Annotated in this window: 21 protein-coding genes and 1 pseudogene; 6 read left to right on the top strand and 16 right to left on the bottom strand. The window is 66.6% G+C overall.

From position 1 onward, the window contains the following. Positions 1-62 precede the first annotated feature (62 nt). A complete protein-coding gene (katG, locus tag MXB90_RS09475; RefSeq protein WP_250043971.1) occupies positions 63-2,237 on the top strand; it encodes a catalase/peroxidase HPI in 2,175 nt (724 codons plus the stop codon). Between the two features lie 173 nt (positions 2,238-2,410). Here katG and pcaF read toward each other — a convergent pair whose 3' ends face one another. From pcaF to MXB90_RS09460, 3 genes are read right to left on the bottom strand one after another with little or no spacing between them, the layout of a single operon-like run. Beyond that, positions 2,411-3,610: a 3-oxoadipyl-CoA thiolase gene (pcaF, locus tag MXB90_RS09470; RefSeq protein ID WP_250043970.1), complete on the bottom strand. Its 1,200-nt coding sequence runs from the start codon at positions 3,608-3,610 to the stop codon at positions 2,411-2,413. Position 3,611: 1 nt separating this feature from the next. Next, a complete protein-coding gene (locus MXB90_RS09465) occupies positions 3,612-4,283 on the bottom strand; it encodes a 3-oxoacid CoA-transferase subunit B (RefSeq protein ID WP_250043968.1) in 672 nt (223 codons plus the stop codon). Continuing rightward, a complete protein-coding gene (locus MXB90_RS09460; RefSeq protein ID WP_250043966.1) occupies positions 4,280-5,014 on the bottom strand; it encodes a 3-oxoacid CoA-transferase subunit A in 735 nt (244 codons plus the stop codon). The genes MXB90_RS09465 and MXB90_RS09460 overlap by 4 nt, the downstream gene beginning before the upstream one ends. A gap of 123 nt (positions 5,015-5,137) precedes the next feature. Here MXB90_RS09460 and MXB90_RS09455 point away from each other — a divergent pair, with 123 nt between their 5' ends. Together MXB90_RS09455 and MXB90_RS09450 are read left to right on the top strand one after the other, a co-directional pair. Further along, complete coding sequence (locus MXB90_RS09455) at positions 5,138-5,896, top strand: IclR family transcriptional regulator domain-containing protein (RefSeq protein WP_250043964.1); 759 nt, start codon at positions 5,138-5,140, stop codon at positions 5,894-5,896. 70 nt (positions 5,897-5,966) lie between these two features. Next, entirely contained in the window at positions 5,967-7,166 is a 1,200-nt protein-coding gene (locus MXB90_RS09450) for an MFS transporter (RefSeq protein WP_250043961.1), read from the top strand. A gap of 8 nt (positions 7,167-7,174) precedes the next feature. On the opposite strand, the gene MXB90_RS09445 is transcribed toward MXB90_RS09450, so the two are convergent. The 8 genes from MXB90_RS09445 to MXB90_RS09410 all read right to left on the bottom strand — a co-directional run bounded on the left by MXB90_RS09445 (position 7,175) and on the right by MXB90_RS09410 (position 15,028). Then, complete coding sequence (locus MXB90_RS09445; protein ID WP_250043959.1) at positions 7,175-7,984, bottom strand: DNA-binding transcriptional regulator; 810 nt, start codon at positions 7,982-7,984, stop codon at positions 7,175-7,177. 38 nt (positions 7,985-8,022) lie between these two features. Then, positions 8,023-8,865, bottom strand: coding sequence for a fumarylacetoacetate hydrolase family protein (locus tag MXB90_RS09440; RefSeq protein WP_250043957.1), 843 nt, complete (start codon positions 8,863-8,865; stop codon positions 8,023-8,025). A 3-nt stretch (positions 8,866-8,868) separates the two neighbouring features. Then, complete coding sequence (mhpA, locus tag MXB90_RS09435; protein WP_250043955.1) at positions 8,869-10,392, bottom strand: bifunctional 3-(3-hydroxy-phenyl)propionate/3-hydroxycinnamic acid hydroxylase MhpA; 1,524 nt, start codon at positions 10,390-10,392, stop codon at positions 8,869-8,871. Further along, positions 10,389-11,375: a VOC family protein gene (locus tag MXB90_RS09430; RefSeq protein ID WP_250043952.1), complete on the bottom strand. Its 987-nt coding sequence runs from the start codon at positions 11,373-11,375 to the stop codon at positions 10,389-10,391. Before MXB90_RS09430 ends, mhpA begins: the two co-directional genes overlap by 4 nt. A 104-nt stretch (positions 11,376-11,479) precedes the next feature. Then, complete coding sequence (locus tag MXB90_RS09425) at positions 11,480-12,493, bottom strand: TRAP transporter substrate-binding protein (protein WP_250043950.1); 1,014 nt, start codon at positions 12,491-12,493, stop codon at positions 11,480-11,482. Positions 12,494-12,521: 28 nt separating this feature from the next. After that, complete coding sequence (locus tag MXB90_RS09420) at positions 12,522-13,826, bottom strand: TRAP transporter large permease (protein WP_250043948.1); 1,305 nt, start codon at positions 13,824-13,826, stop codon at positions 12,522-12,524. Further along, on the bottom strand, positions 13,819-14,304 hold the full coding sequence (locus tag MXB90_RS09415; RefSeq protein ID WP_250043945.1) for a TRAP transporter small permease: 486 nt from the start codon (positions 14,302-14,304) through the stop codon (positions 13,819-13,821). Before MXB90_RS09415 ends, MXB90_RS09420 begins: the two co-directional genes overlap by 8 nt. A gap of 166 nt (positions 14,305-14,470) precedes the next feature. Next, positions 14,471-15,028 carry a carboxymuconolactone decarboxylase family protein gene (locus MXB90_RS09410; RefSeq protein ID WP_250043943.1) on the bottom strand — a complete coding sequence of 186 codons (558 nt, stop codon included), beginning with the start codon at positions 15,026-15,028 and terminating at the stop codon, positions 14,471-14,473. 172 nt (positions 15,029-15,200) lie between these two features. Here MXB90_RS09410 and MXB90_RS09405 point away from each other — a divergent pair, with 172 nt between their 5' ends. Beyond that, positions 15,201-15,803, top strand: coding sequence for a glutathione S-transferase family protein (locus MXB90_RS09405; RefSeq protein WP_250043941.1), 603 nt, complete (start codon positions 15,201-15,203; stop codon positions 15,801-15,803). Between the two features lie 49 nt (positions 15,804-15,852). On the opposite strand, the gene phoU is transcribed toward MXB90_RS09405, so the two are convergent. From phoU to MXB90_RS09385, 4 genes are read right to left on the bottom strand one after another with little or no spacing between them, the layout of a single operon-like run. Beyond that, positions 15,853-16,569, bottom strand: a complete 717-nt coding sequence (gene phoU / locus MXB90_RS09400; protein WP_250043939.1) for a phosphate signaling complex protein PhoU — start codon at positions 16,567-16,569, stop codon at positions 15,853-15,855. A gap of 59 nt (positions 16,570-16,628) precedes the next feature. Next, complete coding sequence (pstA, locus tag MXB90_RS09395) at positions 16,629-17,984, bottom strand: phosphate ABC transporter permease PstA (RefSeq protein WP_250043938.1); 1,356 nt, start codon at positions 17,982-17,984, stop codon at positions 16,629-16,631. Further along, the gene (gene pstC, locus MXB90_RS09390) at positions 17,981-19,426 is read right to left on the bottom strand and encodes a phosphate ABC transporter permease subunit PstC (protein WP_250043936.1); all 1,446 of its coding nucleotides are present in this window, start codon (positions 19,424-19,426) and stop codon (positions 17,981-17,983) included. Before pstC ends, pstA begins: the two co-directional genes overlap by 4 nt. Before the next feature lie 59 nt (positions 19,427-19,485). Further along, positions 19,486-20,526, bottom strand: coding sequence for a substrate-binding domain-containing protein (locus MXB90_RS09385; RefSeq protein ID WP_250043933.1), 1,041 nt, complete (start codon positions 20,524-20,526; stop codon positions 19,486-19,488). Positions 20,527-20,777: 251 nt separating this feature from the next. Between MXB90_RS09385 and MXB90_RS09380 the strand changes: the two are divergent. Both MXB90_RS09380 and MXB90_RS09375 read left to right on the top strand, forming a co-directional pair. Continuing rightward, a pseudogene (locus MXB90_RS09380) lies at positions 20,778-21,881 on the top strand (aminodeoxychorismate synthase component I); the annotation flags it as partial. 18 nt (positions 21,882-21,899) lie between these two features. Beyond that, positions 21,900-22,496 carry an aminotransferase class IV family protein gene (locus tag MXB90_RS09375; protein ID WP_250044086.1) on the top strand — a complete coding sequence of 199 codons (597 nt, stop codon included), beginning with the start codon at positions 21,900-21,902 and terminating at the stop codon, positions 22,494-22,496. A gap of 4 nt (positions 22,497-22,500) precedes the next feature. On the opposite strand, the gene MXB90_RS09370 is transcribed toward MXB90_RS09375, so the two are convergent. After that, positions 22,501-23,148 (bottom strand): GntR family transcriptional regulator, encoded by a 648-nt coding sequence (locus tag MXB90_RS09370; RefSeq protein ID WP_250043931.1) that lies wholly within the window; start codon positions 23,146-23,148, stop codon positions 22,501-22,503. Between the last annotated feature and the right edge of the window lie 214 nt (positions 23,149-23,362).

Here is a 23,362-nt window from a genome sequence, read left to right as displayed (position 1 = left end):
GATTTGCGATCCCCCGAACGGTTTGAAGTTGTGACGTTTGATGGCCTTAGCCGGAGGAAAAGATGGACGGAAATGATATGAAATCAACGGGCAAATGCCCCGTCATGCACGGCGCGAACACCGCGTCGGGCACCTCGGTGATGGATTGGTGGCCCAATGCGCTGAACCTGGACATCCTGCACCAGCACGACACCAAGACCAACCCGCTGAAAGGCTTCAACTATCGCGAAGCGGTCAAGGGCCTGGACGTGGCGGCGGTGAAAGCCGACCTGACCGCGCTGATGACCGACAGCCAGGATTGGTGGCCGGCGGACTGGGGCCATTACGGCGGCCTGATGATCCGCATGGCCTGGCACGCGGCGGGGTCCTATCGCGTGGCCGATGGCCGTGGCGGTGGCGGCACCGGCAACCAGCGTTTCGCGCCGCTGAACAGCTGGCCGGACAACGCCAACCTTGACAAGGCCCGCCGCCTGCTGTGGCCGATCAAGAAGAAATACGGCAACAAGCTGTCCTGGGCCGACCTGATCATCCTGGCCGGCAACGTGGCCTATGAATCGATGGGCCTGAAAACCTTTGGCTTCGCCTTTGGCCGTGACGACATCTGGCATCCCGAAAAGGACGTCTACTGGGGTTCGGAAAAGGAATGGCTGGCGCCGTCCGACGAACGCTATGGCAACCTTGAAGATCCCTCGACGATGGAAAACCCGCTTGCCGCCGTGCAGATGGGCCTGATCTACGTCAACCCCGAAGGCGTGAACGGCAACCCCGATCCGCTGAAAACCGCGCTGCAGGTGCGTGAAACCTTCGCCCGCATGGCGATGAACGACGAAGAAACCGTCGCGCTGACCGCCGGTGGCCACACCGTCGGCAAATGCCACGGCAACGGCCGCGCCGAAAACCTGGGCGCTGCCCCGGAAGCCGCGGATGTGACCGAACAGGGCCTGGGCTGGAACAACCACAACAGCCGCGGCATTGGGCGCGACACCGTGACCAGCGGCATCGAAGGCGCCTGGACCACCCATCCGACGAAATGGGACAACGGCTATTTCTACCTGCTGTTCACCTATGACTGGGAACTGAAGAAGTCGCCCGCCGGCGCCTGGCAGTGGGAACCGGTGAACATCAAGGAAGAAGACAAGCCGGTGGACGTCGAAGACCCGTCGATCCGCTACAACCCGATCATGACCGATGCCGACATGGCCATGATCAAGGACCCGATCTATCGCGAAATCTCGGAACGGTTCTACAAGGACCCGGACTATTTCAGCGAAGTCTTTGCCCGCGCCTGGTTCAAGCTGACCCACCGCGACATGGGGCCGAACACCCGCTACATCGGCCCGGAAGCGCCCAAGGAAGTGCTGATCTGGCAAGACCCCGTTCCGGCTGGCAACACGTCCTATGACGTGGCGGCGGTCAAGGCCAAGATCGCGGCGTCGGGCCTGTCGGTTGCCGACATGGTCGCCACCGCCTGGGATTCGGCGCGCACCTTCCGCGGGTCGGACTATCGCGGCGGGGCGAACGGTGCCCGCATCCGTCTGGCCCCGCAAAAGGACTGGGAAGGCAACGAGCCGGCCCGCCTGGCGCGTGTCCTGTCGGTGCTGGAACCGATCGCGGCCGAAACCGGCGCCAGCGTGGCCGACGTGATCGTGCTGGCCGGGAACTACGGTGTCGAACAGGCGGCCAAGGCCGCAGGTTTTGACATCGAGGTGCCCTTTGCCGCGGGCCGCGGTGACGCGACCGATGCGATGACCGATGCCGACAGCTTCAAGTGGCTGGAGCCCGTCGCCGACGGCTTCCGCAACTGGCTGAAGAAGGACTATGTCGTCAGCCCCGAAGAGCTGATGCTGGATCGGGCGCAGCTGATGGGCCTGACCGCGAACGAAATGACCGTTCTGATGGGCGGCATGCGGGTGATCGGCACCAACTTCGGCGGCACGGCGCATGGCGTGTTCACCGACCGCGTCGGCGCGCTGACCAACGACTTCTTCGTGACGCTGACCGACATGGGCTTCAAATGGGTGCCCAAGGCCAACAATCTGTATGAGATCGTTGACCGCACCTCGGGCGCGGCCAAGTTCACCGCGACGCGCGTCGATCTGGTGTTCGGCTCGAACTCGATCCTGCGCGCCTATGCCGAGGTCTATGCCCAGGACGACAACGCCGAAAAGTTCGTGCAGGACTTTGTGGCGGCCTGGACCAAGGTGATGAACGCCGACCGCTTCGATCTGCAGGCGTGATCCAATATTGCCCCCCGCGCCACGGCGTGCGGGGGGCAAACCGATCCCCGGCGCGCGCGCGCCCCGGGGCGCAACCCCGGCCCGTATCGGCCGGGGTTTTTCGTTGCGGCGGGCCAACAAAAAACCCGGCGGGCAAGCCGCCGGGTCCGGATCAGGTCAACGTCAACGCCAGATCAGACGCGTTCCAGCGCGATCGCGATGCCCTGGCCCACGCCGATGCACATCGTCGACAGCGACCGCCGCCCGCCCTGGCGCTGCAGTTCCAGCGCCGCGGTGCCGGTGATCCGCGCCCCCGACATGCCCAGGGGGTGACCAAGCGCGATGGCGCCGCCATTGGGGTTCACGCGCGGGTCATCATCGGCGATGCCCAGCTGACGCAGCGTGGCGATGCCCTGGGCGGCAAAGGCCTCATTCAGCTCGATCACGTCGAAATCGGACTGCGCCAGACCCAGCCGCGCCATCAGCTTCTGGCTGGCCGGCGCCGGGCCGATGCCCATGATCCGCGGCGGCACACCCGCCGTGGCCCCGCCCAGAACGCGCGCGATCGGGGTCAGGCCATGCGCCTTGGCCGCCGCGGCCGAGGCCAGGATCAGCGCCGCCGCGCCATCGTTCACGCCGCTGGCATTGCCCGCCGTCACCGAGCCATTGGCGAACAGCGGCTTCAGTTTCGCCAGCGCCTCGGGCGTGGTGGCGCGGGGGTGTTCGTCGCGATCCACCACCAGCGCCTCGCCCTTGCGCTGGGGAATGGTGACCGGGGTGATCTCCGCCGCCAGCCGCCCGTTGGCCTGCGCCGCAGCGGCCTTTGCCTGGCTGGCCAGCGCCATCGCATCCTGCGCGGCGCGGTCGATGCCGTAATCATCGGCCACGTTCTGCCCGGTCTGGGGCATGGAATCGGTGCCATAGGCGGCATGCATCGCCGGGTTCACGAAACGCCAGCCGATGGTGGTGTCATAAACCGCATTGTCGCGCGAAAAGGCGCTGGTGGCCTTGGGCATGACAAAGGGTGCGCGGCTCATGCTTTCGACGCCGCCCGCGATCATCAGATCGGCTTGGCCGGCGGCAATGGCGCGCGCGGCCATCAGCACCGCATCCATGCCCGACCCGCACAGCCGGTTGACGGTGGTCCCCGTCACCCCCACCGGCAGGCCCGCCAGCAGCACCGACATGCGCGCGACGTTGCGGTTATCCTCGCCCGCCTGGTTGGCGCAGCCATAGATCACATCGTCCACGGCGTCCCAATCGACGCCCGCATTGCGCGCCATCAGCGCGCGCAGCGGCACCGCGCCCAGATCATCGGGGCGCACCGCCGACAGGCTGCCGCCATAGCGGCCAATGGGGGTGCGGATGTAATCGCAGATGAAAACGTCGGTCATGTCACAGCTCCGGAACGATAAGGTCGGCGACCGGGTCGGGCGTATGCAGCTCGGCCCCGGTCAGGGACTGCAGTTCGTCAAACGGCAGGCCGGGCAGCTTTTCACGCAGCACGAACCGCCCGCCTTCGATGTCGATCACCGCAAGGCTGGAATAGACCCGCGTGACGCAGCCCACCCCGGTCAGCGGCAGGGTGCAGCGCTTCAGCAGTTTGGGCTTGCCGTCCTTGGTGACATGGTCGGTCATCACCGCCACGCGCTTGGCGCCATGCACCAGATCCATCGCACCGCCCACCGCCGGAACGCCGCGCGGGCCGGTGGACCAGTTCGCCAGATCGCCATTCTCGGCCACCTCATAGGCGCCCAGGATCGCCACATCCAGATGCCCGCCGCGCACCATGGCAAAGCTGTCGGCATGGTGGAAAAACGCGGTGCCGGGCTTGATCGTCACCGCCTTTTTCCCGGCATTGATCAGATCCCAATCCTCGGTGCCGGGGGCCGGCGCCTCGCCAAAGCCCAGGATGCCGTTTTCGGTGTGAAAGATCGCCTCGCGGCCCGGCGGCTGAAAGCGCGCCACCATTTCGGGAAAGCCGATGCCAAGGTTGACATAGGCGCCATCGGCAATGTCTTGCGCCGCGCGCCAGGCCATTTGTGTGGGGGTCAGTTTCACGGTCATTGCGCCACCTGCGGATAGACCGCGCGCGCGCGGTTCAGGTCTTCTTCCTGGGCGGGGTTGGGCACCTCGACCACGGCTTGCACGAAGATGCCGGGGGTCACCACGGCCTCGGGGTCGATCGCGCCGGGCTCGACGATGCGCGACACCTGCACCACCGTATGCGCCGCCGCCATGCACATCAGCGGGCCAAAGTTGCGCGCCGCCATGCGATAGGTCAGGTTGCCCAGCCGGTCGCCAAGATGCGCCTTGACCAGCGCCACATCGGCCTTCAGCCAGCGTTCTTGCACATAGGGCCGGCCGTCGAATTCCGCCACCGGCTTGCCCGCCGCCAGATCGGTGCCATAGCTGGTGGGGGTGTAAAACGCCGGTATCCCCGCCCCGCCCGCGCGGATGCGTTCGGCCAGCGTGCCCTGCGGCACCAGTTCCAGTTCGATCTTGCCCGCCTGATACAGCTCGGTGAACACCACCGGATCGGCAGAGCGCGGGAAGGAACAGATCAGCTTGCGCACCATCCCCGCCTCGATCAGCGCGGCAAGGCCGACATGGCCGTTGCCCGCATTGTTGTTCACCACCGTCAGATCGCGCGGGTGGCCGGTGGCCAGAAAGCGGTCGATCAGCGCATGGATCAGCTCGATCGGGGCGCCCGATCCGCCGAAGCCGCCGATCATCACGGTCATGCCATCCTGGATCCCCGCCACCGCCGCGGCAAGATCAGGCACAGTCTTGTCCATCTGCAATCCTCCTGTCGGCCGCGATCCGGCCGCAGCTTGGGGATAGGTTCGCGGTGCCGTTGCGTCCAGCCAAAATGTGCGATATGCAATCTTTGTTCACATATCGCACAAATCCGAGGGGCCATGATCACTGAACGCGACATCATGGGGGGGCTGGCGAAGGGGCTGGCGGTGATTGAAACCTTCACCGCCGAGCGCCCCCGCCAATCGATTGCCGAGGTTGCCGCCGCATCGGGCCTGGACCGCGCCACCGCGCGGCGCTGCCTGCTGACGCTGGCCCATCACGGCTATGCCGATTACGACGGCAAGTTCTTTACCCTGACCCCGCGGGTGCTGCGGCTGGGCACGGCGTGCCTGGCCACGATGCCGCTGCCGCAGATCGTGCAGCCGCTGCTGGATGATCTGTCCGACCGGATCGGGCAAAGTTCATCCGTCTCGATCCTGGACGGGGCGGAAATCGTCTATGTCGCGCGGGCGGCGCAGCGGCGGGTGATGTCGATCAACCTGATGCCCGGATCGCGGCTGCCGGCGCATTGCACGTCAATGGGCCGGGTGCTGCTGGCCGCCCTGCCCGACGCGGCGGTGCGCGATCTGCTGGCGGCCCATCCGCCCACGGCGCGCACCCCGCGCACCCGCACCGACCCGGATCAGATCCTGGCCGAAATCGCCCGCGTCCGCGAACAGGGCTTTGCCGTGATCGACCAAGAGGTCGAGACGGGCCTGTGTTCCATCGCCCTGCCCATCGTGAACGCGCGCGGTCAGGTGGTGGCGGCGCTGAACGTCGGCGTATCGGCCTTTACCATGCCCGCCGCCGATCTGCAGGCGGCCTTCCTGGCCCAGATGCGCGACGTGCAGGCCCGGCTGGCCGGGATGTTGCGCTAGCGCCCCAGATCGGGCTTGCGTTGCGCGCCGCAAGCCGGGACAACGGGCCAAAGGGATTTCGGGGATCGCAATGGCAACGGTTCAGGCGCAGGCGGCGGGCAAGACGACGTGGCTGGTTCTGATGGGGATCAGCCTGTGCCACATGCTGAACGATGTGATGCAGTCGCTGCTGGCGGCCATCTATCCGCTGCTGCGCGCGGAATTCGCGCTGGATTTCTGGCAGATCGGCCTGATGACCTTTGCCTTTCAGGTCACCGCATCGCTGTTGCAACCGGTGGTGGGGCTGGTCACCGACCGCCATCCGCAGCCGATGTCGCTGCCGGTGGGCATGGCGATGTCGCTGGGGGGGCTGGTGCTGCTGGCGACGGCCGACAGCTATGCGCTGTTGCTGGCCGGGGCGATGATGATCGGACTTGGGTCCGCCGTCTTCCACCCCGAGGCGTCGCGCGTGGCGCGCATGGCCTCGGGCGGGCGGTTCGGCACGGCGCAATCGCTGTTTCAGGTGGGCGGCAATTTCGGCACCGCCATCGGCCCGCTGCTGGCGGCCTTTATCGTGGTGCCGCTGGGCCGGCCCAGCATCGCGTGGTTTTCGATCATGGCGCTGGTGGGCATTCTGGTGCTGTCGCAGGTGGGGGCCTGGTATGGCCGCTGGACGCGGGCCAATGCCGGACGGGCGGCGGCCTCGCGCAGCCTGCCGCTGCCGCGCCGTCGGGTGATTGGCGCGATCGCGGTTCTGGCGCTGCTGGTCTTTTCCAAGAACACCTATACCGCCAGCATTTCCAGCTATTACACCTTCTTCCTGATCGAACGGTTCGACCTGACCACCCAGCAGTCCCAGATGATGCTGTTCCTGTTCCTGGGCGCGATGGCGGCGGGCGTGATGCTGGGCGGCCCGCTGGGCGACCGGTTCGGCACGCTGGGGGTGATCTGGTTTTCCATCCTGGGCGTTCTGCCCTTTACCCTGCTGCTGCCGCATGCAGATCTGTTCTGGACCGGGGTTCTGTCGGTGGTGATCGGGGTGATCCTGTCCTCGGCCTTCCCGGCGATCGTGGTCTTTGCGCAGGAACTGGTGCCCGGGCGGGTGGGGCTGATCGCGGGGATCTTCTTTGGCTTTGCCTTTGGCATGGGCGGGATTGCCGCCGCGGTGCTGGGGGTTCTGGCCGACCTGCGCGGGATCGACTTTGTCTATGCGCTTTGCGCCTGGATGCCCGCGCTTGGCCTGCTGACCATCCTGTTGCCCCGCCGGCGCGAGATGATGGGCGCCTTCTGACCCCCGGATCAGCCGGGGGTCGCGCGCAGTTCCTTCAGGATTTCCGCCGCCATCCGGCGCAGCGGCGTCAGGCTGGTTTCAATCGCCTTCGATGTGCTCATGGCGCTGGCGATCCAGATGATGGAAATACAACCCAGCACCGCCCCGTCGCGCAGGATCGGCACCGCGATGGATGCCGTATGGGGGCGGAATTCCGCCCCGTCGCGGATGGCAAAGCCCTTTTGCACCACGTCCTGCAACAAATGGTTCAGGCGGTCGGGGTCCAGAAACGGCAGATCCGCCGGTTCGCCCAGCCTGCGCACATGTTCCAGGATGATGTCGCGTTCGCCGGGGCTGCAATGCGCCAGATAGGCCCGCCCCGCCGAGGACCGCAGCATCGGCAGCCGGTATCCGGTCATGCCGCGGTCAATCGACAGGGGCGACCGGGCATGGGTGGTTTCTTGAATGACCATCGCGGCGTTTTCATGCACCGTCAGGTCCAGCGGCCACAACAGCTTCAGCGAATGGCGCGCAAAGATCGGCCCGGCCACCTGACAGATCTGCGAGGTGATCGCCGACCCGTCCCCCAGCGCCGCCGCCATCCGCGTCACCCGGACGCGGTTGGAACTGGCGGAAAAAGCGACATAGCCTTCCTCCTCCAGGGTTTCCAGCAGGCGATAGACGGTGGGCCGCGCCAGGCCAAGCGCCTGGGCGATTTCGGACGGGCGCGATTCCCCCATCGCATTCACATGGCGCAAAATGGCAAGACCGCGCGCAAGGGCGCGCACGGTCTCTTTCCTGGGTGCATCGGGCCGGGGCGGATCGGGGGCGTCGGTCATTGCGCCACCATGCCACGGCCCGCCGGGGGGCGAAAGGCTTAGCCCTCGGCCTTGATCGGGTTCGACAGCGTGCCGATGCCGGAAATCTCGACCTCGCAGACATCGCCATCGCGCATCCACAGCGGCGGGTTGCGCCGCGCGCCCACACCGCCCGGCGTGCCCGACACGATCACATCGCCCGGCAGCAGCGGCAGGATGGTCGAGCAATAGGCGATCAGCCGCGGGATCGAGGTGATCAGCAGATCGACCCCGGTGTCCTGCACCACCTGCCCGTTCAGACGGGTCTGCAGATGCAGCTTCGTCGGATCGGGGATTTCATCGGCCGTCACCATCCAGGGACCAAAGCCCCCCGTCGCGGCAAAGGTCTTGCCGGGCATGAACTGATGCGTGTGTTTTTGCCAATCGCGGACGGATGCGTCGTTATAGCAGGCATAGCCCGCGACGTGATCCAGCGCATCGGCCTCGGAAATGCGGCGGCCTTCCTTGCCGATGATCACGGCCAGTTCACCTTCGTAATCGAATTCATCCGATTCCAGCGGCTTGATCAATGCTGCGCCGTGGCCAATCTGGCTACCGGCGTAGCGGGCGAACAGGACCGGGTTCGTGGTCTCGGTCCGGCCGGTTTCCTGCACATGGGCGTGATAGTTCAGCCCCACGCAGATGATCTTGTCGGGGTTCGGGATCACGGGCGCATGGTCCACCGCGTCAAAGGCGTAATCGGCGGGTTCACCGGCCAGCGCGGCAGCGCGGCCCATATCGCCCGCGGCCAGAAAATCGCGCAAGGTGGCCTCGGGCAGGCGCTTGCCCAGATCGACGATGCCGGCCTCGGTCACAAGGCCATAGCTGGCGCGGCCGTCTTTGGAAAAGGAACAAAGTTTCATGGGTCAGACCATCTCCGGTTCAGGGGTAGGGATCGGGGCGGGCAGGACGCGGGCCAGCAGGTCCTGCAGCTCGGCCCGTGTATCGGCGCCGCCCAGCGTGTGGCGATCGGGGCGCAGCACGGTCGCGCGCGCGCCCAGACGTTCAAGATGCGCCGCAGCGTCGGGCGCGGTGTCGGTGGTGACCAGCGCCACGCCTTCGGGCAGGGTCAGGCCCTGGGCCAGATCGGCATGGGCCACCACCACGAAACGATGCGCGAAGGCGCGGTCCATCAGCCGGCCATCGGCCAGACGCGGCTGGCCAAACAGCCGCCCGGCCAGCGGCCCGTGGCCCAGCCCGGGCCCGATCGGCGGCGCGATCGAGGTCATCCGCGCGGTGCCATCGCCCACCGGCAGGGCCGCGCGCAGCGCCGCCTCGGTGCCGCAGGTGTTGATCAGCCCGCCCAGCCGCACCGCGGTCTGGATATATTCGCGGGCATTGGGCTTGCGTTCGGATTGATAGCTGTCCAGCAGCGCCTGCGCCGCGTCACCCGTGACCTTGCCCTGACACAGCAGCGCCAGTTTCCAATACAGGTTGGCCACATCGCGCACACCCGCGCACATGCCCTGCCCCATGAAGGGCGGGGTCTGGTGGCAGGCATCGCCCGCCAGGATCAGCCGCCCGCGCCGCCAGTCATCGGCGACCAGCGAATGGAACACATAGACCGCCGTGCGTTCCAGCCGCGCCTCATCCGGGCGCAGCCAGGGCGACAGCAGGTTCCACACCGCCTCGGGCTGGGTGATGGCATTGGGGTCTTCGCCCTCCAGCACGGTGATTTCCCAGCGCCGGCGCAGGAAGGGGCCGCGCACATAGGTCGCGGGCCGCGCCGGGTTGCAATACTGGATCGAATGGTCGCCCAGTTCCGGCTTGTCCTGGTTCAGGATCACATCGACCACCAACCAGCGTTCGTGGAAGCCGTAATCCTCCATCCCGGTGTCGATGAACCGCCGGATCAGCGACCGCGCGCCATCGCAGCCCACCACATATTTCGCCCGCAGGTGCCGCACCCGCCCGCAAGACATATCCTCATAGCGCAGATGGACGTGATCGCCCCGGTCTTCCACCAGGAACACATCGCAACGGGTGCGGATGCTGACGCCGGGCCGTTCGGTCAGATCATCGCGCAGGATCTTTTCCAGATCCGGCTGATGGAACCGGTAATTCGCGCGCCAGCCCTGCGGGCCGGTGCCCTGCGGGCGCGGCCAATCCAGCAGCAGCTTGCCATCCGGGTCAATGAAGCGCATGCCGGGGTGATAGGCGGTCAGGGGTTCGATCTTTTCCGCCACGCCGATCCATTGGAAAACCCGCATCACCTCGGCGTCGAAATGCACCGCGCGCGGCAGGTGATAGGCGGCGCTTTCGCGTTCCAGCACCGCCACCTTCAGCCCGCATTCCCCCAGCAGATGCGCCAGCGTGGCCCCGGCGGGGCCATAGCCGACGATTGCAACGTCAAAATCTTCCTCGGTCTGCATCATGTCCTGCCGCGTCATCCCCGGCCCCCCTGTTTCGCCAGTTCCCCGAACAGCCACGGGCAATCCGCCATCGGCGGCGCCCGACGCCCGCGCGCGGCCGCATCCAGCCGCATGTCGCGCAGCCGTTTGCGCCCGCCCTCCTCGGTCAGATACAGCCGTTCATGCCCCCAGAAGCTGGGCCCGTCGTGGGTTTCATGCGGTTCCCATGTCGCGGGGTCGATCTGCCGCCCGCCCCAGCCGTTTTCGACAAAGAAGCCCGACGGCGAATGCGCGTAATAGGACGTCATGTAGTCATTGGTGTGCCGGCCCAGCGTATAGGCCACGCGTCCCTCTTCCAGCTGCGCCAGGTCATAGCCCTGCCCCAGATCGTCCAGGTTCTGGAATTCGACCATGAAATGATGGAACCCCGCCTGACCCGAACCAACCATCGCAAAGCTGTGGTGGCGGTTGTTCACATGGAAGAAATACAGCCCATAGGGCACCAGCCCGTAATCCGAGACATGGAAATCCAGCAGGTCGCGGTAGAAGGGCAGCATCACGGTGATGTCCTTCACATGCAGCACCGCATGGCCCATGCCCAGCGGCCCGGTGTTGAACCCGTCAATCGGCCGCCCCGGCACGAAGGGGTCCGATGCGATCATCGGCCCGTAGAACAGTTCCACCCGGTTGCCCATCGGGTCTTCGAACCAGATCAGATCGGCCACAAAACGCCGGTCGGCCAGTTCGCGCGACCCCAGGTGCACGACCACCCCCGCCGCATCCAGCCGCGCGGCATAGGTCTGCAGGTCGGATTTATGCTCAACCTCCCAGCCCATGAAGGCCAGTGTCTCGCCGGGTTCATCCGACACCAGAAGCCGCTGCATCCGGTCGTCCATGCGGAAGGCCAGCGCCTTGCCGCCGCGGTCGATCTTCTGCATTCCCAACAGTTTGCCCGCGAAATCCGACCAGTCCTCCAACTTGTCAGAGCGCACGCCAAGATAGCCCAGTGCCGAAATCGCCATGGTTCGCATCCTTGTTTCGTGATGTTTGCCCCGCTTTGGCGCAGCCCCGCGCCGGACCCAAGGGGCAGGCCCCTGCCCGTCCATCAGACGGACAGGGGATCGTGTCAGTTCGCCGCCGCGTCAGCCGCAACCGCAACGGCGCGGTCCAGAACGGCGCGCGCCGCCGCCGGATCGGCCTGACCGGCGACCCAGGCCTCGGGCGCGGTGGACAACGCGGCCATCCAGGCCGCGGCGGCCTCGCCTTCCTGGTCGATGAAGGTCACCTTGCCCGCATCACGGAACCCCTGTTCCAGCGCGGCATCGGCGGCATCGACCACACCCGCGACCCATTCGGCCGCCGTGCGGCCCGCCATTGCGTCGATCACGGCGCGGTCAGCCTCGGGCAGGGCGTCATAGGTGGCCTTGTTCATCAGGATCGCCATCGGCGAGGCGGTGATGCGCGTGGTGGTGACGGTGGGGGCCACCTCATCCAGGCGGAAGGTCTTGTAGGCGTCAAACACCCAGACCGCGCCCGACACGACACCGCGTTCCAGGTTTTCATAGACCTGCGGCGCGGGGATCGACACGCCCGACGCGCCCATCATCTCCAGCAGCTTGGTGCCAAAGGGCGACGGCGTGCGCAGCTTCAGCCCCTTCAGATCGCCCGGTTCATCCGCACCATCGCCCGTCATCAGCAGCCGATAGCCCGGCGTGGTGAACAACGCGATGATCTTGTAATCGGCATATTCCGCCGCCAGCGCGCCTTCATCGGCCAGCGCGTTCAGCACCGCCGTCCCTTGCGTCGAGGTCTGGGCGATGCCCGGCACCTCGACCACGCCCGACATCGGGAACAGCCCCGGGGTATAGGTCGGCACGACCAGCGCGATATCTGCCACCCCGGCCTTAACCAGTTCGGCCTGCGCGGGCGGCGCGCCCAGCATCGAACCGGGATACAGCTTGAAGGCATTGCCCGCCGACAGCTTGGGGTTCACCTGGTCAATCCAGGCCTGCAGGATCTGCGCCGAATAAAAACCCTGCGGCGGCTCGAACGAGGAGACGCGCATTTCCCGCGCCTGCGCGCCCGAAGCGACGATCAGGCCAAGCGCAGTGCCGGCAACAAGGCGTTTCAACATGGTCATTTGGCATCCCTCCCTAGGATTGCGATTGTCAGAAGGCGTTTTGCGGCAGCCACAGCACGATGGCGGGCAGGGCAATGATGATCAGCACGCGGATCAGATCGGCCAGGACAAAGGGCGTGACACCCTTCCACAGCTCAACCATCCGGATTTCGGGGTTGGTGGTCTTCAGAACGAACAGGTTCATCCCCACCGGCGGCGTGATCAGGCCCATTTCCACGACCATCACCGCGAAAATGCCGAACCAGATCAGGTCGATCCCCGCCGCCTGCGCCACCGGCACGAACAGCGGCACCGTCAGCAGCAGCATCGCAAGACTGTCCATCAAGGTGCCCAGCACCAGATAGATCACCAGCATCATCAGGATCACTGTCAACGGGCTGTCCAGCACCCCCGCGAACATGGACGTCAGCGAGAACGGCAGACCCGACAGCGCCAGGAAGAAGTTGAACAGATTGGCCGCGATCAGCACCAGATACAGCGCCCCGCAGGTCAGCGCGGTATCCATCGCCGCCTCCAGGAACCCTGCCCAGGACAGGCGGCGCGACAGCACACCATAGGCCAGCACCACGGCCGCGCCGATCGCGGCGGTTTCGTTGGCGGTGAACAGGCCGGTGTAAAGCCCGCCCATGATCAGCCCGAACACCCCCACCGGCGGCACCAGTTCGCGGATCGCGGCGCGCCGCTCGGCCCGGTCGGCGCGGACGCGTTCCGGCGCGGCCTGCCAGCCAAACCGGATCGGCAGCCAGACCGCCAGCGCATAAAGCGTCACGGCAATCAGGATCGGCCCGGCGGTCGCCAGCAGCATCGCCCGGATCGACTGTTCCGCGATGAAGGCATAGATCACCAGCACCGTGGACGGCGGGATCAGGATGCCCAGCGTGCCCCCCGCCGCGACCGTGCCCGCCGCCAGCGCGTTCGAATAGCCCGCCGCGCGCATTTCGGGCAGCGCGATCCGGCCCATCGTCGCCGTCGTCGCCAACGAGGACCCGGAAATCATCCCGAACCCCGCAGACGCGCCGATGGTCGCCAGCGACAGCCCGCCCCGGCGATGCCCGATCAGCGCGCTCATCGACCGATACAGCCGCGTCGACAGCCCCGATTGCGCCGCCAGATTGCCCATCAGCACGAACAGCGGCAGCATCGTCAGCGTGTAATTCGTCAGGCTGTCCCAGATCGTCGTGGCGCCGATGGTTGCCGCGGCACTGACCCCAAGGATCATCGCAGCCCCGCCAAGGCCCACCAGACCCAGCGCCACGGCAACCGGAATTTCCAGCAAGATCAGAACGATGGCCACGACAAAGCCGAGGCCACCCATCATCAGACCGTCAATCATGGGGGCGCGCCTTTCTCCATTCCGACCACAGGCCGGCAAGGGCCGCCAGCAGCGACAGGCCAAGGCACACCGCCACAAGGCCCAGCAGCACCGGCATCGGCAACCCCAGATCGCGCGAGGTTTCGGGCGACCCGATCTTGGACAGCGCATTGCCCGCCATGACCCAGAACAGCACGGCGGCAAACACCACCGCACTGGCCGCGCCCAGCCGCGACAGCGGCCTGCCAAAGCGGTTGGGCATCAGCTCGGACAACAGCCGCGCGGTCACATTGCTGCGCAGGCCATAGCAGACCGGCATCGCCAGCAGCGCGCCCAGCCCGATCGCGAACGATGTCAGTTCGATCGCAGCGGGCACGTTGCGCCCGGCCAGGCCCCGCAGGGTGACATCCACCACCGTCACGCCCGCGCCCAGGATGAAGCACCCCGCCGAGGCGTAAAGCAGCGCCGAAATGACGGCCGAGCGTGCCTTGCCGGTCATGCCCGCGTCCCCGCAATGGCGGTCCGGCCCCGGCGGGCCGGTCTGATCGTGATGTCTGAGCGCATGATTTCTCCCCAATCTGCGGCTCTGTCTCCCACCCGCATCCTTGGCGGATCGGGGCGGCGATTGCATGCGCGAATGGCGCGGCGTCCGCCAGGCGGACAGATCACCCGTCCGCCTGCAGCGGCGCGCGGGCCATTTCCTGGGCCACGGCGGCGTCGATCGGCGTGTCATAGGTCATCAGCAGATAGCCCAACACCGAATAGAACCCGACCGTCACGATCAGGTCGATCACCGCCGTCCGGCCGATGGCAGCGGCCAGATCCGCCTCAAGCGCGGGGGGCATGTGGCGTTGGTCGAACAGCGCATCGACCGCGCGCGCGATCAGCCCGTCTTCGCCCGAAGGCATGCCACGCAGCGCCGCGATGCGCGCATCCGAAAAGCCAAGCGCCCGCGCCCGGCTGACGTGATGGGCCCATTCATAGGCCGAGCCCATCCGATGCGCCGCGCGCAGGATCACCACCTCGGATCTGTCGGGGCCAAGGGCGCTATCCTTCACGACATGCTGGCGCAGCGGCGCCCAGGCCCGCAGCAGCGCGGGATGATGCGCCATCGTGCGATAGACATTCAGCGCCCCGGCAAAGCCCGTGCGCAGATCGGCAATCTCGGCGGGCCAGTCGGCATCGGTCAGCGGCGGGCAGGGGGACATCGGGGTCTGGGTCATTTCGGTCCTTTGAAAAAACATCGGCGCAACAGATCGCGCGGCTTGGCGCGGGCAAGGGCGTCGGGCAAAGCGTCCGCCTTGTGGACACAGACGTCACCCCCTGCCAAGGCCCCTTGCACCTGCCGGGCGCAGGCGGTCAAGTATCCGGCAGGAACCGCCACAGAAAGGCCGCATGATGATTTTGTTCCACTCGCCCGGGTCGTGTTCGCTGGGCATCCGGATCATTCTGGAGGAAATCGGGCGCCCATATGAAACCCGGGTCATTGACCTGAAAACCGGGGCGCATCGCCAACCCGACTATCTGGCGCAAAACCCCAAGGGCAAGGTGCCCGCGCTGATCCGCCCCGATGGCAGCCTGCTGACGGAATTTCCCGCCATCGCGCTGTGGCTGGCGCGCAGCGCGCCCGAAGCGGCCCTACTGCCCGAGGGCCTTGAACCCGAGGTCCGCGCGCTGGAATTCATCGACTATATCGTCGCCAGCCTGCACATGCGCGGTGCGACGCTGGCGATGTTGCCGCAGAAATTCACCGACAATCCCGCCGCGCAGGAAGACATCCGCGCCCATGGCCGGGCGGTGCTGCAGGCGGGGTATGAGGCGCTGGCCGACCGCGTGCAGGGCGGCGGCTATATGCTGGGCGCCTATTCCATCGCCGATGCCGCGGCCTTCTATCTGCTGGGCTGGCATGAGCGCGCGGGCCTGACGCTGCCCCCGGCGCTGGCCGATTATGTGGCGCGCATGGCCGCGCGCCCGGCGGTGCAACGCGCGCTGGCCTAGGCGAACACCCCCGGGGGCTGCACCCCGGGGATTGCCAATTGGCAAGCGGTCAGCCCGGGTTGGGAAGCACGGTTGACGCGGTGGTGTCGCGCTTGGCGCGGTCTTCATCGGGCTGGCGGCCTTCGACCAGATAGATCACCTGTTCGGCGATCGTGGTCACATGGTCGCCCATCCGTTCGATGTTCTTGGCCACGAAATGCAGATGCATCGCCGCGCTGATCGACCGCGGGTCTTCCATCATATGGGTCAGCAAGGTGCGGAACAGCGAGTTATAGATCTGGTCCACTTCCTGATCGCGGTCGCGCAGGCGGCGGGCGGCGGCGGCATCGCGGGCCTGATAGGCGGCCAGCGTTTCGGTCAACATCGCCTCAACCACCGCGCCCATCCGGCGCAGCGTGCCGGTGGTGGTGCCCACCGGGTCCACATCGACCAGCGCCTGCGCGCGTTTGGCGATGTTCTTGGCATAATCGCCGATGCGTTCCAGGCTGGCGGCGATCTTGATCGCGCCCAGCACAAGGCGCATGTCACCGGCGGTCGGCGCGCGCAGCGCGATGATGCGGGCGGCCTCATCGTTGATCAGCTCTTCCAGACCATCCAGCGCGGCATCGCCCTGGCGGACCTGTTCGGCCAGCGCCGCATCGCGGGCATCCAGCGCGCGCAGCGAATCGTGAATGGCGGTTTCCGCCAGCGCGCCCAGCCGCTGCACATGGGCCAGCACCGCCGCCAGATCGCGGTCAAAGGCGGACATGATATGATCTTCGTGCATGAAATTTCCCTTCGGGCAATCTGGCGGGGGGCGCACGGCCCCGATGGCAGGTGTCGGCGTTACCAGCGGCGTTCGAACTTGCGCCGCAGAAAGATCGCCAGCGCATTCATCGCGATCAGGAAGATCAGAAGCACGATGATCGCCCCCGATGCGCGCTCGACAAAGCCCGGGTCGCCGCGCTGGGTCCAGTTATAGACCTGCACGGGCAAGGCCGAGGCGGGATCGAACAACCCCTCGGGCGGCGCGCCGGGGAAGTCGCGCACAAAGGCCACCATCCCGATCAGCAGCAGCGGCGCGGTTTCGCCAAGCGCCTGCGCCAGCCCGATGATCGTGCCGGTCAGGATGCCGGGCATGGCCAGCGGCAGCACATGGTGAAACACCGATTGCATCTTGGACGCGCCCACCCCCAGCGCCGCATCGCGGATGGACGGCGGCACCGCCTTCAGCGCGGCGCGGGTGGAAATGATGATCGTCGGGATCGTCATCAGCGTCAGCACCAGCCCGCCCACGATCGGCGCCGATTGCGGCAGCCCGGCAAAGTTGATGAAGATCGCCAGCCCCAGGATGCCGAAGACGATGGACGGCACGGCGGCAAGGTTGGAAATGTTCACCTCGATCAGGTCGGTCAGGCGGTTGCGGGGGGCGAATTCCTCAAGGTAGATCGACGCGGCCACGCCGATCGGCAGCGACAGCACCAGAACCACCAGCATCATGTAGAACGACCCCAGGATCGCCACGCCCAGGCCCGCGGCCTCGGGGCGCTGGTCGGAGGCGTCGGGCATGGTCAGGAAGCCTGGGTTGAAGGCCAGCCGCATCAGGCCCGCGTCGCGCATCCGGTCGGCAAGCGCCAGCTGTTCGGGCTTGACGTTGGAATCCAGCTGCGCGGACTCCATCGTGACGCGGCCCTTGTAATAGCCATCCACCCGCCCCGTCGCCAAGGCGCGCACGGTGATGGTCTGGCCCACCAGGTCGGGATCGGCCAGCACCTGATTGCGCAGCTGCGCCGCCGCCTCTTGCGACAGAAGGCCGGTGACATCCTTGGCCGCAAGGCCTGCGGTGTCGATGCCCGCATCGGCCAGCGCCTGTGTCAGCCCCGCGCCCAGCACGCCGGCATAGCCGATGGTGGTGACCTTCTTCATCACCTCGATGTCGCGGTTGCCGGATTTGTCCAGCTTGGCCTCGACCAGTTCCACCGGGAATTCGATCACCGTCTGGCGAAAGGCGCCGGCGCCCGTGCCCAGCACCGAGGTCAGCAGCCAGATCAGCGCCGCCATCGCCACGCCGATCGCCGTCAGGCCATAGGCGCGAAAGCGCGCCTCGGCGGCATTGCGGCGGCGGGTGCGGGCATCGGGCTGCAGCAGCGATCCGTGCCGGCGGGCGGGCGCATCGGCCCCGTTCAGGCTTGCGTCGGTCATTCGTACTGTTCCCGGTATTTGCGCACGATATAAAGCGCCAGAACATTCAGCCCCAGCGTGATCACGAACAGCGTCAGGCCAAGGGCAAAGGCCACCAGCGTTTCGGGGCTGGCGAATTCGGTATCGCCGGTCAGCTGGCTGACGATCTTGACGGTCACGGTCGTCATCGCCTCAAAGGGGTTCAGCGACAGTTTCGCCGCCGCCCCCGCGCCCATCACCACGATCATCGTTTCCCCGATGGCGCGGCTGGCGGCCAGCAGGATCGCCCCCACCACCCCGGGCAGCGCGGCGGGCAGCACCACCAGCCGGATCGTTTCCGACGGCGTGGCGCCCATGCCAAGCGAGCCGTCGCGCAGGCTTTGCGGCACGGCATTGATGATGTCATCGGACAGCGAGGATACGAAGGGGATGACCATGATCCCCATCACGATACCCGCCGTCATCACCGAGGATGACCCGCTGCCAAGCCCCAGCGGCTGGGCGAAATAGTCGCGCAGCATCGGCCCCACCGTGACCAGCGCGAACACGCCGTAAACGATGGTGGGGATACCGGCCAGCATCTCGATCAGCGGCTTGGCCACGGCGCGCATCCGCCGCCCGGCATATTCCGACAGATAGATCGCCGCCATAAGCCCGACGGGAACCGCCACCAGCAGCGCGATGAAGGACACATAAAGTGTGCCCCACAGAAGCGGCCAGATCCCAAGGTCCGAGCCGCCGCGGAACTGCGGGTTCCAGGTCAGGCTGAAAAAGAAATCGCGCGCGGGATAAAGCTGAAAGAAGTTCCAGGTTTCAAACACCAGCGACAGCACGATCCCTACCGTGGTCAGAACCGCCACCAGCGACGACCCGATCAGCAGCGACAGGACAAAGGTTTCCGATACGTTGCGCGCGCGAAACCGCGCCGTGACCCGGCGCAGCGACAGTACCAGCCCCGCCAGTGCCACCACGATCACCGCGATGGTCATCGCAAGGCGCGCGGTGGCGGTCATCGCGCGGTAGCGTTCGGCGGCCGCCAGCACACCGGGGCGGATGTCCGATGCCAGGGCCACGCCCACCCCGGCCATGCGCGCGCGCAGGTCGGCAGGGTCGGCATCGGGCCCGGGCGCGGCACCGCGCGCCGCCAGCAGATCAAGCCCGCCCGCCAGGCGGCGCACATCGGCCATCACCAGGTCCGCCGAGGCCGCTTGGGCCACATCCTCGGCCGGAAGCAGGGATTTGACGTTGTTTTCAATGAAGATCGGCTGCACCAGCAGCCAGACCGCCATCACCAGAAGCGCCGGGACAGCGGTGAACAGAAACACGGTCTGCCCGTAATGGATGGGCAGGGAATGCAGGCGGCGGCGGTCGCCACCGGCGCTTTGCATGGCGCGGGCGCGGCCTGCGACAAAGCCCACCGCGGCAAGGACGATCACGATAAGGGTCAGAAGGCCGTTGCCCATGGGTCATTCCACCAAAAACGGGACTGGGCGGCGCCCGAAGGCACCGCCCGGGGGATTTTTCAGTTCAGCGGGCCCATGACCACTTCGTCGGCCACCGCCTGCTGGGTCACGGCCAGTTCCGGGTCGGACACCAGGCCATAGGCGGCCAGCGGACCATCGGGGCCGGCCATGTCATCGGACACGAAGAATTCGATGTATTCCTTCAGGCCCGGGATCACGCCCAGATGCGCCTTCTTGACGTAGAAATACAGCGGACGCGACACCGGGTAGTCACCCGCCGCGATCGATTCAACGGTGGGGATGACACCGTCCATCGTGGCGACGCGCAGCTTGTCGGTGTTGTTCTGATAGAACGACAGACCGAACACGCCGATGCCGTTCTTGTTGGCATCCACGCGGGCCAGCGTTTCGGTATAGTCACCGTCGATGTCGATCGACACGCCATCGGTGCGCAGCGCCATGCATTTCTTTTCGGCGGCTTTTTCATCGCCACCGGCGGCGGCGGCGAATGCCTCCAGCGCGCCGCTCGCTTCGCAGCCCGCGATGATGACCTTTTCGTCGAACACTTCGCGGGTGCCGTGCTTGGTGCCCGGGATGAAGGCCAGGATGTCCTGCGCGGGCATGGCGGCGTTCACATCGGCCCAGGTCTTGTTCGGGTTGGCGACGATGGCGCCGTCCTTGACGACCTCGGCGGCCAGGGCGTTGAACCAGTCGGCCGGGGTGAAGGCGAATTCCGCGCCGTTGATGTCGCTGGCAAAGACGATCCCGTCATAGCCGAAGCGGACCTCCATGATCTCGGTCACGCCGTTCTGGGCGCACAGATCGATGTCCGACTGCTTGATGCGCGAGGACGAATTGGCGATGTCGATGGTGTTTTCGCCCACGCCTTCGCACAGTTTCTTGCGGCCCGCACCCGAACCGCCCGATTCGACCACCGGGGTCGGGAAGTCGAAGTTTTCGCCAAAGGCCTCGGCGACGATGGTGGCATAGGGCAGCACGGTTGACGAACCGGCGGTCTGCACGTTGTCGCGCGCAGCGGCGGCCCCGGCGGACACGGCCAGCATCGCCAGCGCGGAAACGGAAAGCTTCATCGGGTTCATGGATCACTCCTGACAATCGGGATGGGTCACGATCGACCTCAAGCGACCTGTTACGTCTGTTGCGTGACACTTCTGCTTCATCCATGTGACAGGCATGTGACAATTTGCACGCCGGGTGGAAATGATCCGGGGGGCGGCAAAACCGGCGCGGGGCGCGGCGCGTATCGGGGGCGGTGGGGGCTGGCTGGTCCCGGCCAAGCCTGTCATACCGACCTGACCGATTGGACCTGCGAAACCCCTGGATGCGCCGCATGAAGATCCTGTTCGACGAAGGCCCGCTGGGCGGTGGCACGCTGTTTGACGCGCCGCTGCGGCTGATCCGGGCCGATGGGCCCGACCAGGTGCCCGCGGCCCTGGACCAGATTTCGCGCGCCCAGGCCGCGGGTCACTGGCTGGCGGGCTATTTCAGCTATGAACTGGGCTACTGTCTGACCGACCGGCTGGCGCCGCTGCTGCCCGCGGGGCGGCGGGTGCCGCTGATCCTGATGGGGGTGTTTGACGGCTGCCGCGCCCCGGCGGCGGATGCGCCGGCGCCCGCCTTTCTGTCACCGCCCTGCCCGGCCTGGGACGCCGCGCGCTATGGCGAAGCGTTTGACCGGGTGCGCGACTATATCGCCGCGGGCGATTGCTATCAGATCAACCTGACCTTTCCGCAGACCCTGCGCGCCACGGGCACGCCCGACGCGCTTTATGCCGCGCTGCGGCGCGCGCAACCCGTGCGCCACGGCGCGCTGGTCGATCTGGGCGGGCCGGTGATTCTGTCCCGCTCGCCGGAATTGTTCTTTGCCGTCGATGCCGACGGCATGATCGAAACCCGCCCGATGAAGGGCACCGTGGCGCGCGGACCAACGCCCGAGGCGGACAGCGCCGCGCGCGACTGGCTGGGCGCATCGGAAAAGAACCGCGCAGAAAACCTGATGATCGTGGATCTTTTGCGCAACGATCTGTCGCGGATCAGCCGGGTCGGCTCGGTCCGGGTTCCGCGGCTGTTTGAGGTGGAAAGCTATGCCACCGTGCATCAGATGACCTCGACCGTGCGGGCGCAGCTGTTGCCCGGCATTGACCTGCCCGCGATCCTGCGCGCGCTGTTTCCCTGCGGGTCGGTCACCGGCGCGCCCAAGATCCGCGCGATGGAAATCATCCGCGAGCTGGAACCCGCGCCGCGCGATGCCTATTGCGGCGCGATCGGCTGGGTGGCGCCCGATGGGCGGATGTCGTTCAACGTGGCGATCCGCACGCTGACCCTGCATGACGATGGCGTGGCGGTGCTGAACGTCGGTGGCGGCGTGGTGCATGACAGCACCGCCAGCGCCGAATATGCCGAGGCGCTGCTGAAGGCCGGGTTTGCCCGCCTGCCCGCGCCAGATTTTCAGGTGATCGAGACACTGGGCAGCGATGGGCAGGGCGGCTTTGTCCGGCTGGATCTGCATCTGGACCGGCTGCGGGCGACCTGTGCGCGGCTGGGCCTGCCGCTGGACATGGGCGCGGTGCGCGCGGCGCTGGCCGATGTGCCCCACGATGGCCCGCGCCGGGTGCGAATCGCGGTGGATGCGGGCGGGCGGGTCGCGCTGACCCATGCCCCCTGCCCGCCCGTCGCCGCGCCCTGGCGGCTGCGGATCGCGGCGGAACGGCTGGACAGCGCCGATCCCTGGCTGGGGGTAAAGACCACGCATCGCGCGATTTACGACCGCGCCCGCGCCGCCCTGCCCGAAGGGGTGGATGAACTGCTGTTCCTGAACGAACGCGGTCAGGTTTGCGAAGGCACGATCACCAATGTCTTCGCGCGGCTGGACGGGCAGCTTTGCACCCCGCCGCTGGCCTGCGGCCTGTTGCCCGGCGTGCTGCGCCGCGATCTGATCGAGCGGGGCGAGGCGGTGGAACGCATCCTGACCCCCGCCGACCTGACCCGGGCCGAGGCGCTGTTTGTCGGCAATTCGCTGCGCGGGCTGATCCCGGCGGTGATGGCCTGATCGGTTACAGCAGCGACAGGGTGCTTTCGCGGGCGGATCGGATGTGGGCGCGCATCGCCGCCTCGGCGCCGTCGGGGTCGCGGGCGCGCAGCCGGTCAAAGATCGCGCGATGTTCGGCCAGCGCCTCTTCGGCGCGGCCGGGCCGGGTGGACGATTTCAGCCGGTGGATGCGCAGCTGATAATAGACCTCGCTCAGCAGCAACCGTTCGATATTGGCACAGCCCGAGGCGCGGGCGATAGCGAAATGGAAATCCTCATCGGTGGATTTCTGGCGATAGGAATGGCTGTCACGGATGCTTTGACCGTGGCGGCCCAGCATGCCTTCCACCTCGGCCAGCCAGTCGTCCGAGACATTTTCGGCGGCCAGACGCGCGGCCATGCCTTCCATCGCCTCGCGCAGATAGAACAGCTGGCGCAGTTCATCGGCGCCGAATTCGATCACCCGCACGCCGACGCGCGGGACGCGCTGCACCAGCTTGCCTTCCAGGCGCTGCAACGCCTCGCGGATCGGGCCGCGGCTGATGCCCAGTTCCCGCGCCAGATTCGATTCCGACAGTTTTTCACCCGGTTCGAATTCACCCGATGTGATCGCATCGACCACGCGGTCGAACACCTCGGAGGCCAGGGAATTCAATCTGATCGGCTCTACCATGCGCAAAATACCTCAATTCATTACCCTAGCGATAGCGCATGGCAGGCGGCGGCGCAACAATCGCCAACTGTTATCAATTGACCGCGCTGATCGCAAACTGTTGACAGAGGACAGCCACCCGTCCATCCTCTGACCAACCGGCCGGCCCTGGGCCCGGCGCATCCAGTGGAAAGACCCATGCGGAATACCGAAAAGCTTCGCCAACTTGTCGCGG

It is taken from the genome of Phaeovulum molybdatiresistens (genome assembly GCF_023544865.1).
In the GTDB taxonomy this organism is placed as follows: Bacteria; Pseudomonadota; Alphaproteobacteria; order Rhodobacterales; family Rhodobacteraceae; genus Pontitalea.
The sequence above is the reverse complement of the archived record's forward strand: the minus strand, read 5'-3'. Positions and strand labels throughout refer to the sequence as shown.

Coding starts and splice junctions, on each gene's coding strand:
- katG (WP_250043971.1), top strand. CDS start 63: ATGGACGGAAATGATATGAAATCAACGGGCAAATGCCCCGTCATGCAC.
- pcaF (WP_250043970.1), bottom strand. CDS start 3,610: ATGACCGACGTTTTCATCTGCGATTACATCCGCACCCCCATTGGCCGC.
- MXB90_RS09465 (WP_250043968.1), bottom strand. CDS start 4,283: ATGACCGTGAAACTGACCCCCACACAAATGGCCTGGCGCGCGGCGCAA.
- MXB90_RS09460 (WP_250043966.1), bottom strand. CDS start 5,014: ATGGACAAGACTGTGCCTGATCTTGCCGCGGCGGTGGCGGGGATCCAG.
- MXB90_RS09455 (WP_250043964.1), top strand. CDS start 5,138: ATGATCACTGAACGCGACATCATGGGGGGGCTGGCGAAGGGGCTGGCG.
- MXB90_RS09450 (WP_250043961.1), top strand. CDS start 5,967: ATGGCAACGGTTCAGGCGCAGGCGGCGGGCAAGACGACGTGGCTGGTT.
- MXB90_RS09445 (WP_250043959.1), bottom strand. CDS start 7,984: ATGACCGACGCCCCCGATCCGCCCCGGCCCGATGCACCCAGGAAAGAG.
- MXB90_RS09440 (WP_250043957.1), bottom strand. CDS start 8,865: ATGAAACTTTGTTCCTTTTCCAAAGACGGCCGCGCCAGCTATGGCCTT.
- mhpA (WP_250043955.1), bottom strand. CDS start 10,392: ATGACGCGGCAGGACATGATGCAGACCGAGGAAGATTTTGACGTTGCA.
- MXB90_RS09430 (WP_250043952.1), bottom strand. CDS start 11,375: ATGGCGATTTCGGCACTGGGCTATCTTGGCGTGCGCTCTGACAAGTTG.
- MXB90_RS09425 (WP_250043950.1), bottom strand. CDS start 12,493: ATGACCATGTTGAAACGCCTTGTTGCCGGCACTGCGCTTGGCCTGATC.
- MXB90_RS09420 (WP_250043948.1), bottom strand. CDS start 13,826: ATGATTGACGGTCTGATGATGGGTGGCCTCGGCTTTGTCGTGGCCATC.
- MXB90_RS09415 (WP_250043945.1), bottom strand. CDS start 14,304: ATGACCGGCAAGGCACGCTCGGCCGTCATTTCGGCGCTGCTTTACGCC.
- MXB90_RS09410 (WP_250043943.1), bottom strand. CDS start 15,028: ATGACCCAGACCCCGATGTCCCCCTGCCCGCCGCTGACCGATGCCGAC.
- MXB90_RS09405 (WP_250043941.1), top strand. CDS start 15,201: ATGATGATTTTGTTCCACTCGCCCGGGTCGTGTTCGCTGGGCATCCGG.
- phoU (WP_250043939.1), bottom strand. CDS start 16,569: ATGCACGAAGATCATATCATGTCCGCCTTTGACCGCGATCTGGCGGCG.
- pstA (WP_250043938.1), bottom strand. CDS start 17,984: ATGACCGACGCAAGCCTGAACGGGGCCGATGCGCCCGCCCGCCGGCAC.
- pstC (WP_250043936.1), bottom strand. CDS start 19,426: ATGGGCAACGGCCTTCTGACCCTTATCGTGATCGTCCTTGCCGCGGTG.
- MXB90_RS09385 (WP_250043933.1), bottom strand. CDS start 20,526: ATGAACCCGATGAAGCTTTCCGTTTCCGCGCTGGCGATGCTGGCCGTG.
- MXB90_RS09370 (WP_250043931.1), bottom strand. CDS start 23,148: ATGGTAGAGCCGATCAGATTGAATTCCCTGGCCTCCGAGGTGTTCGAC.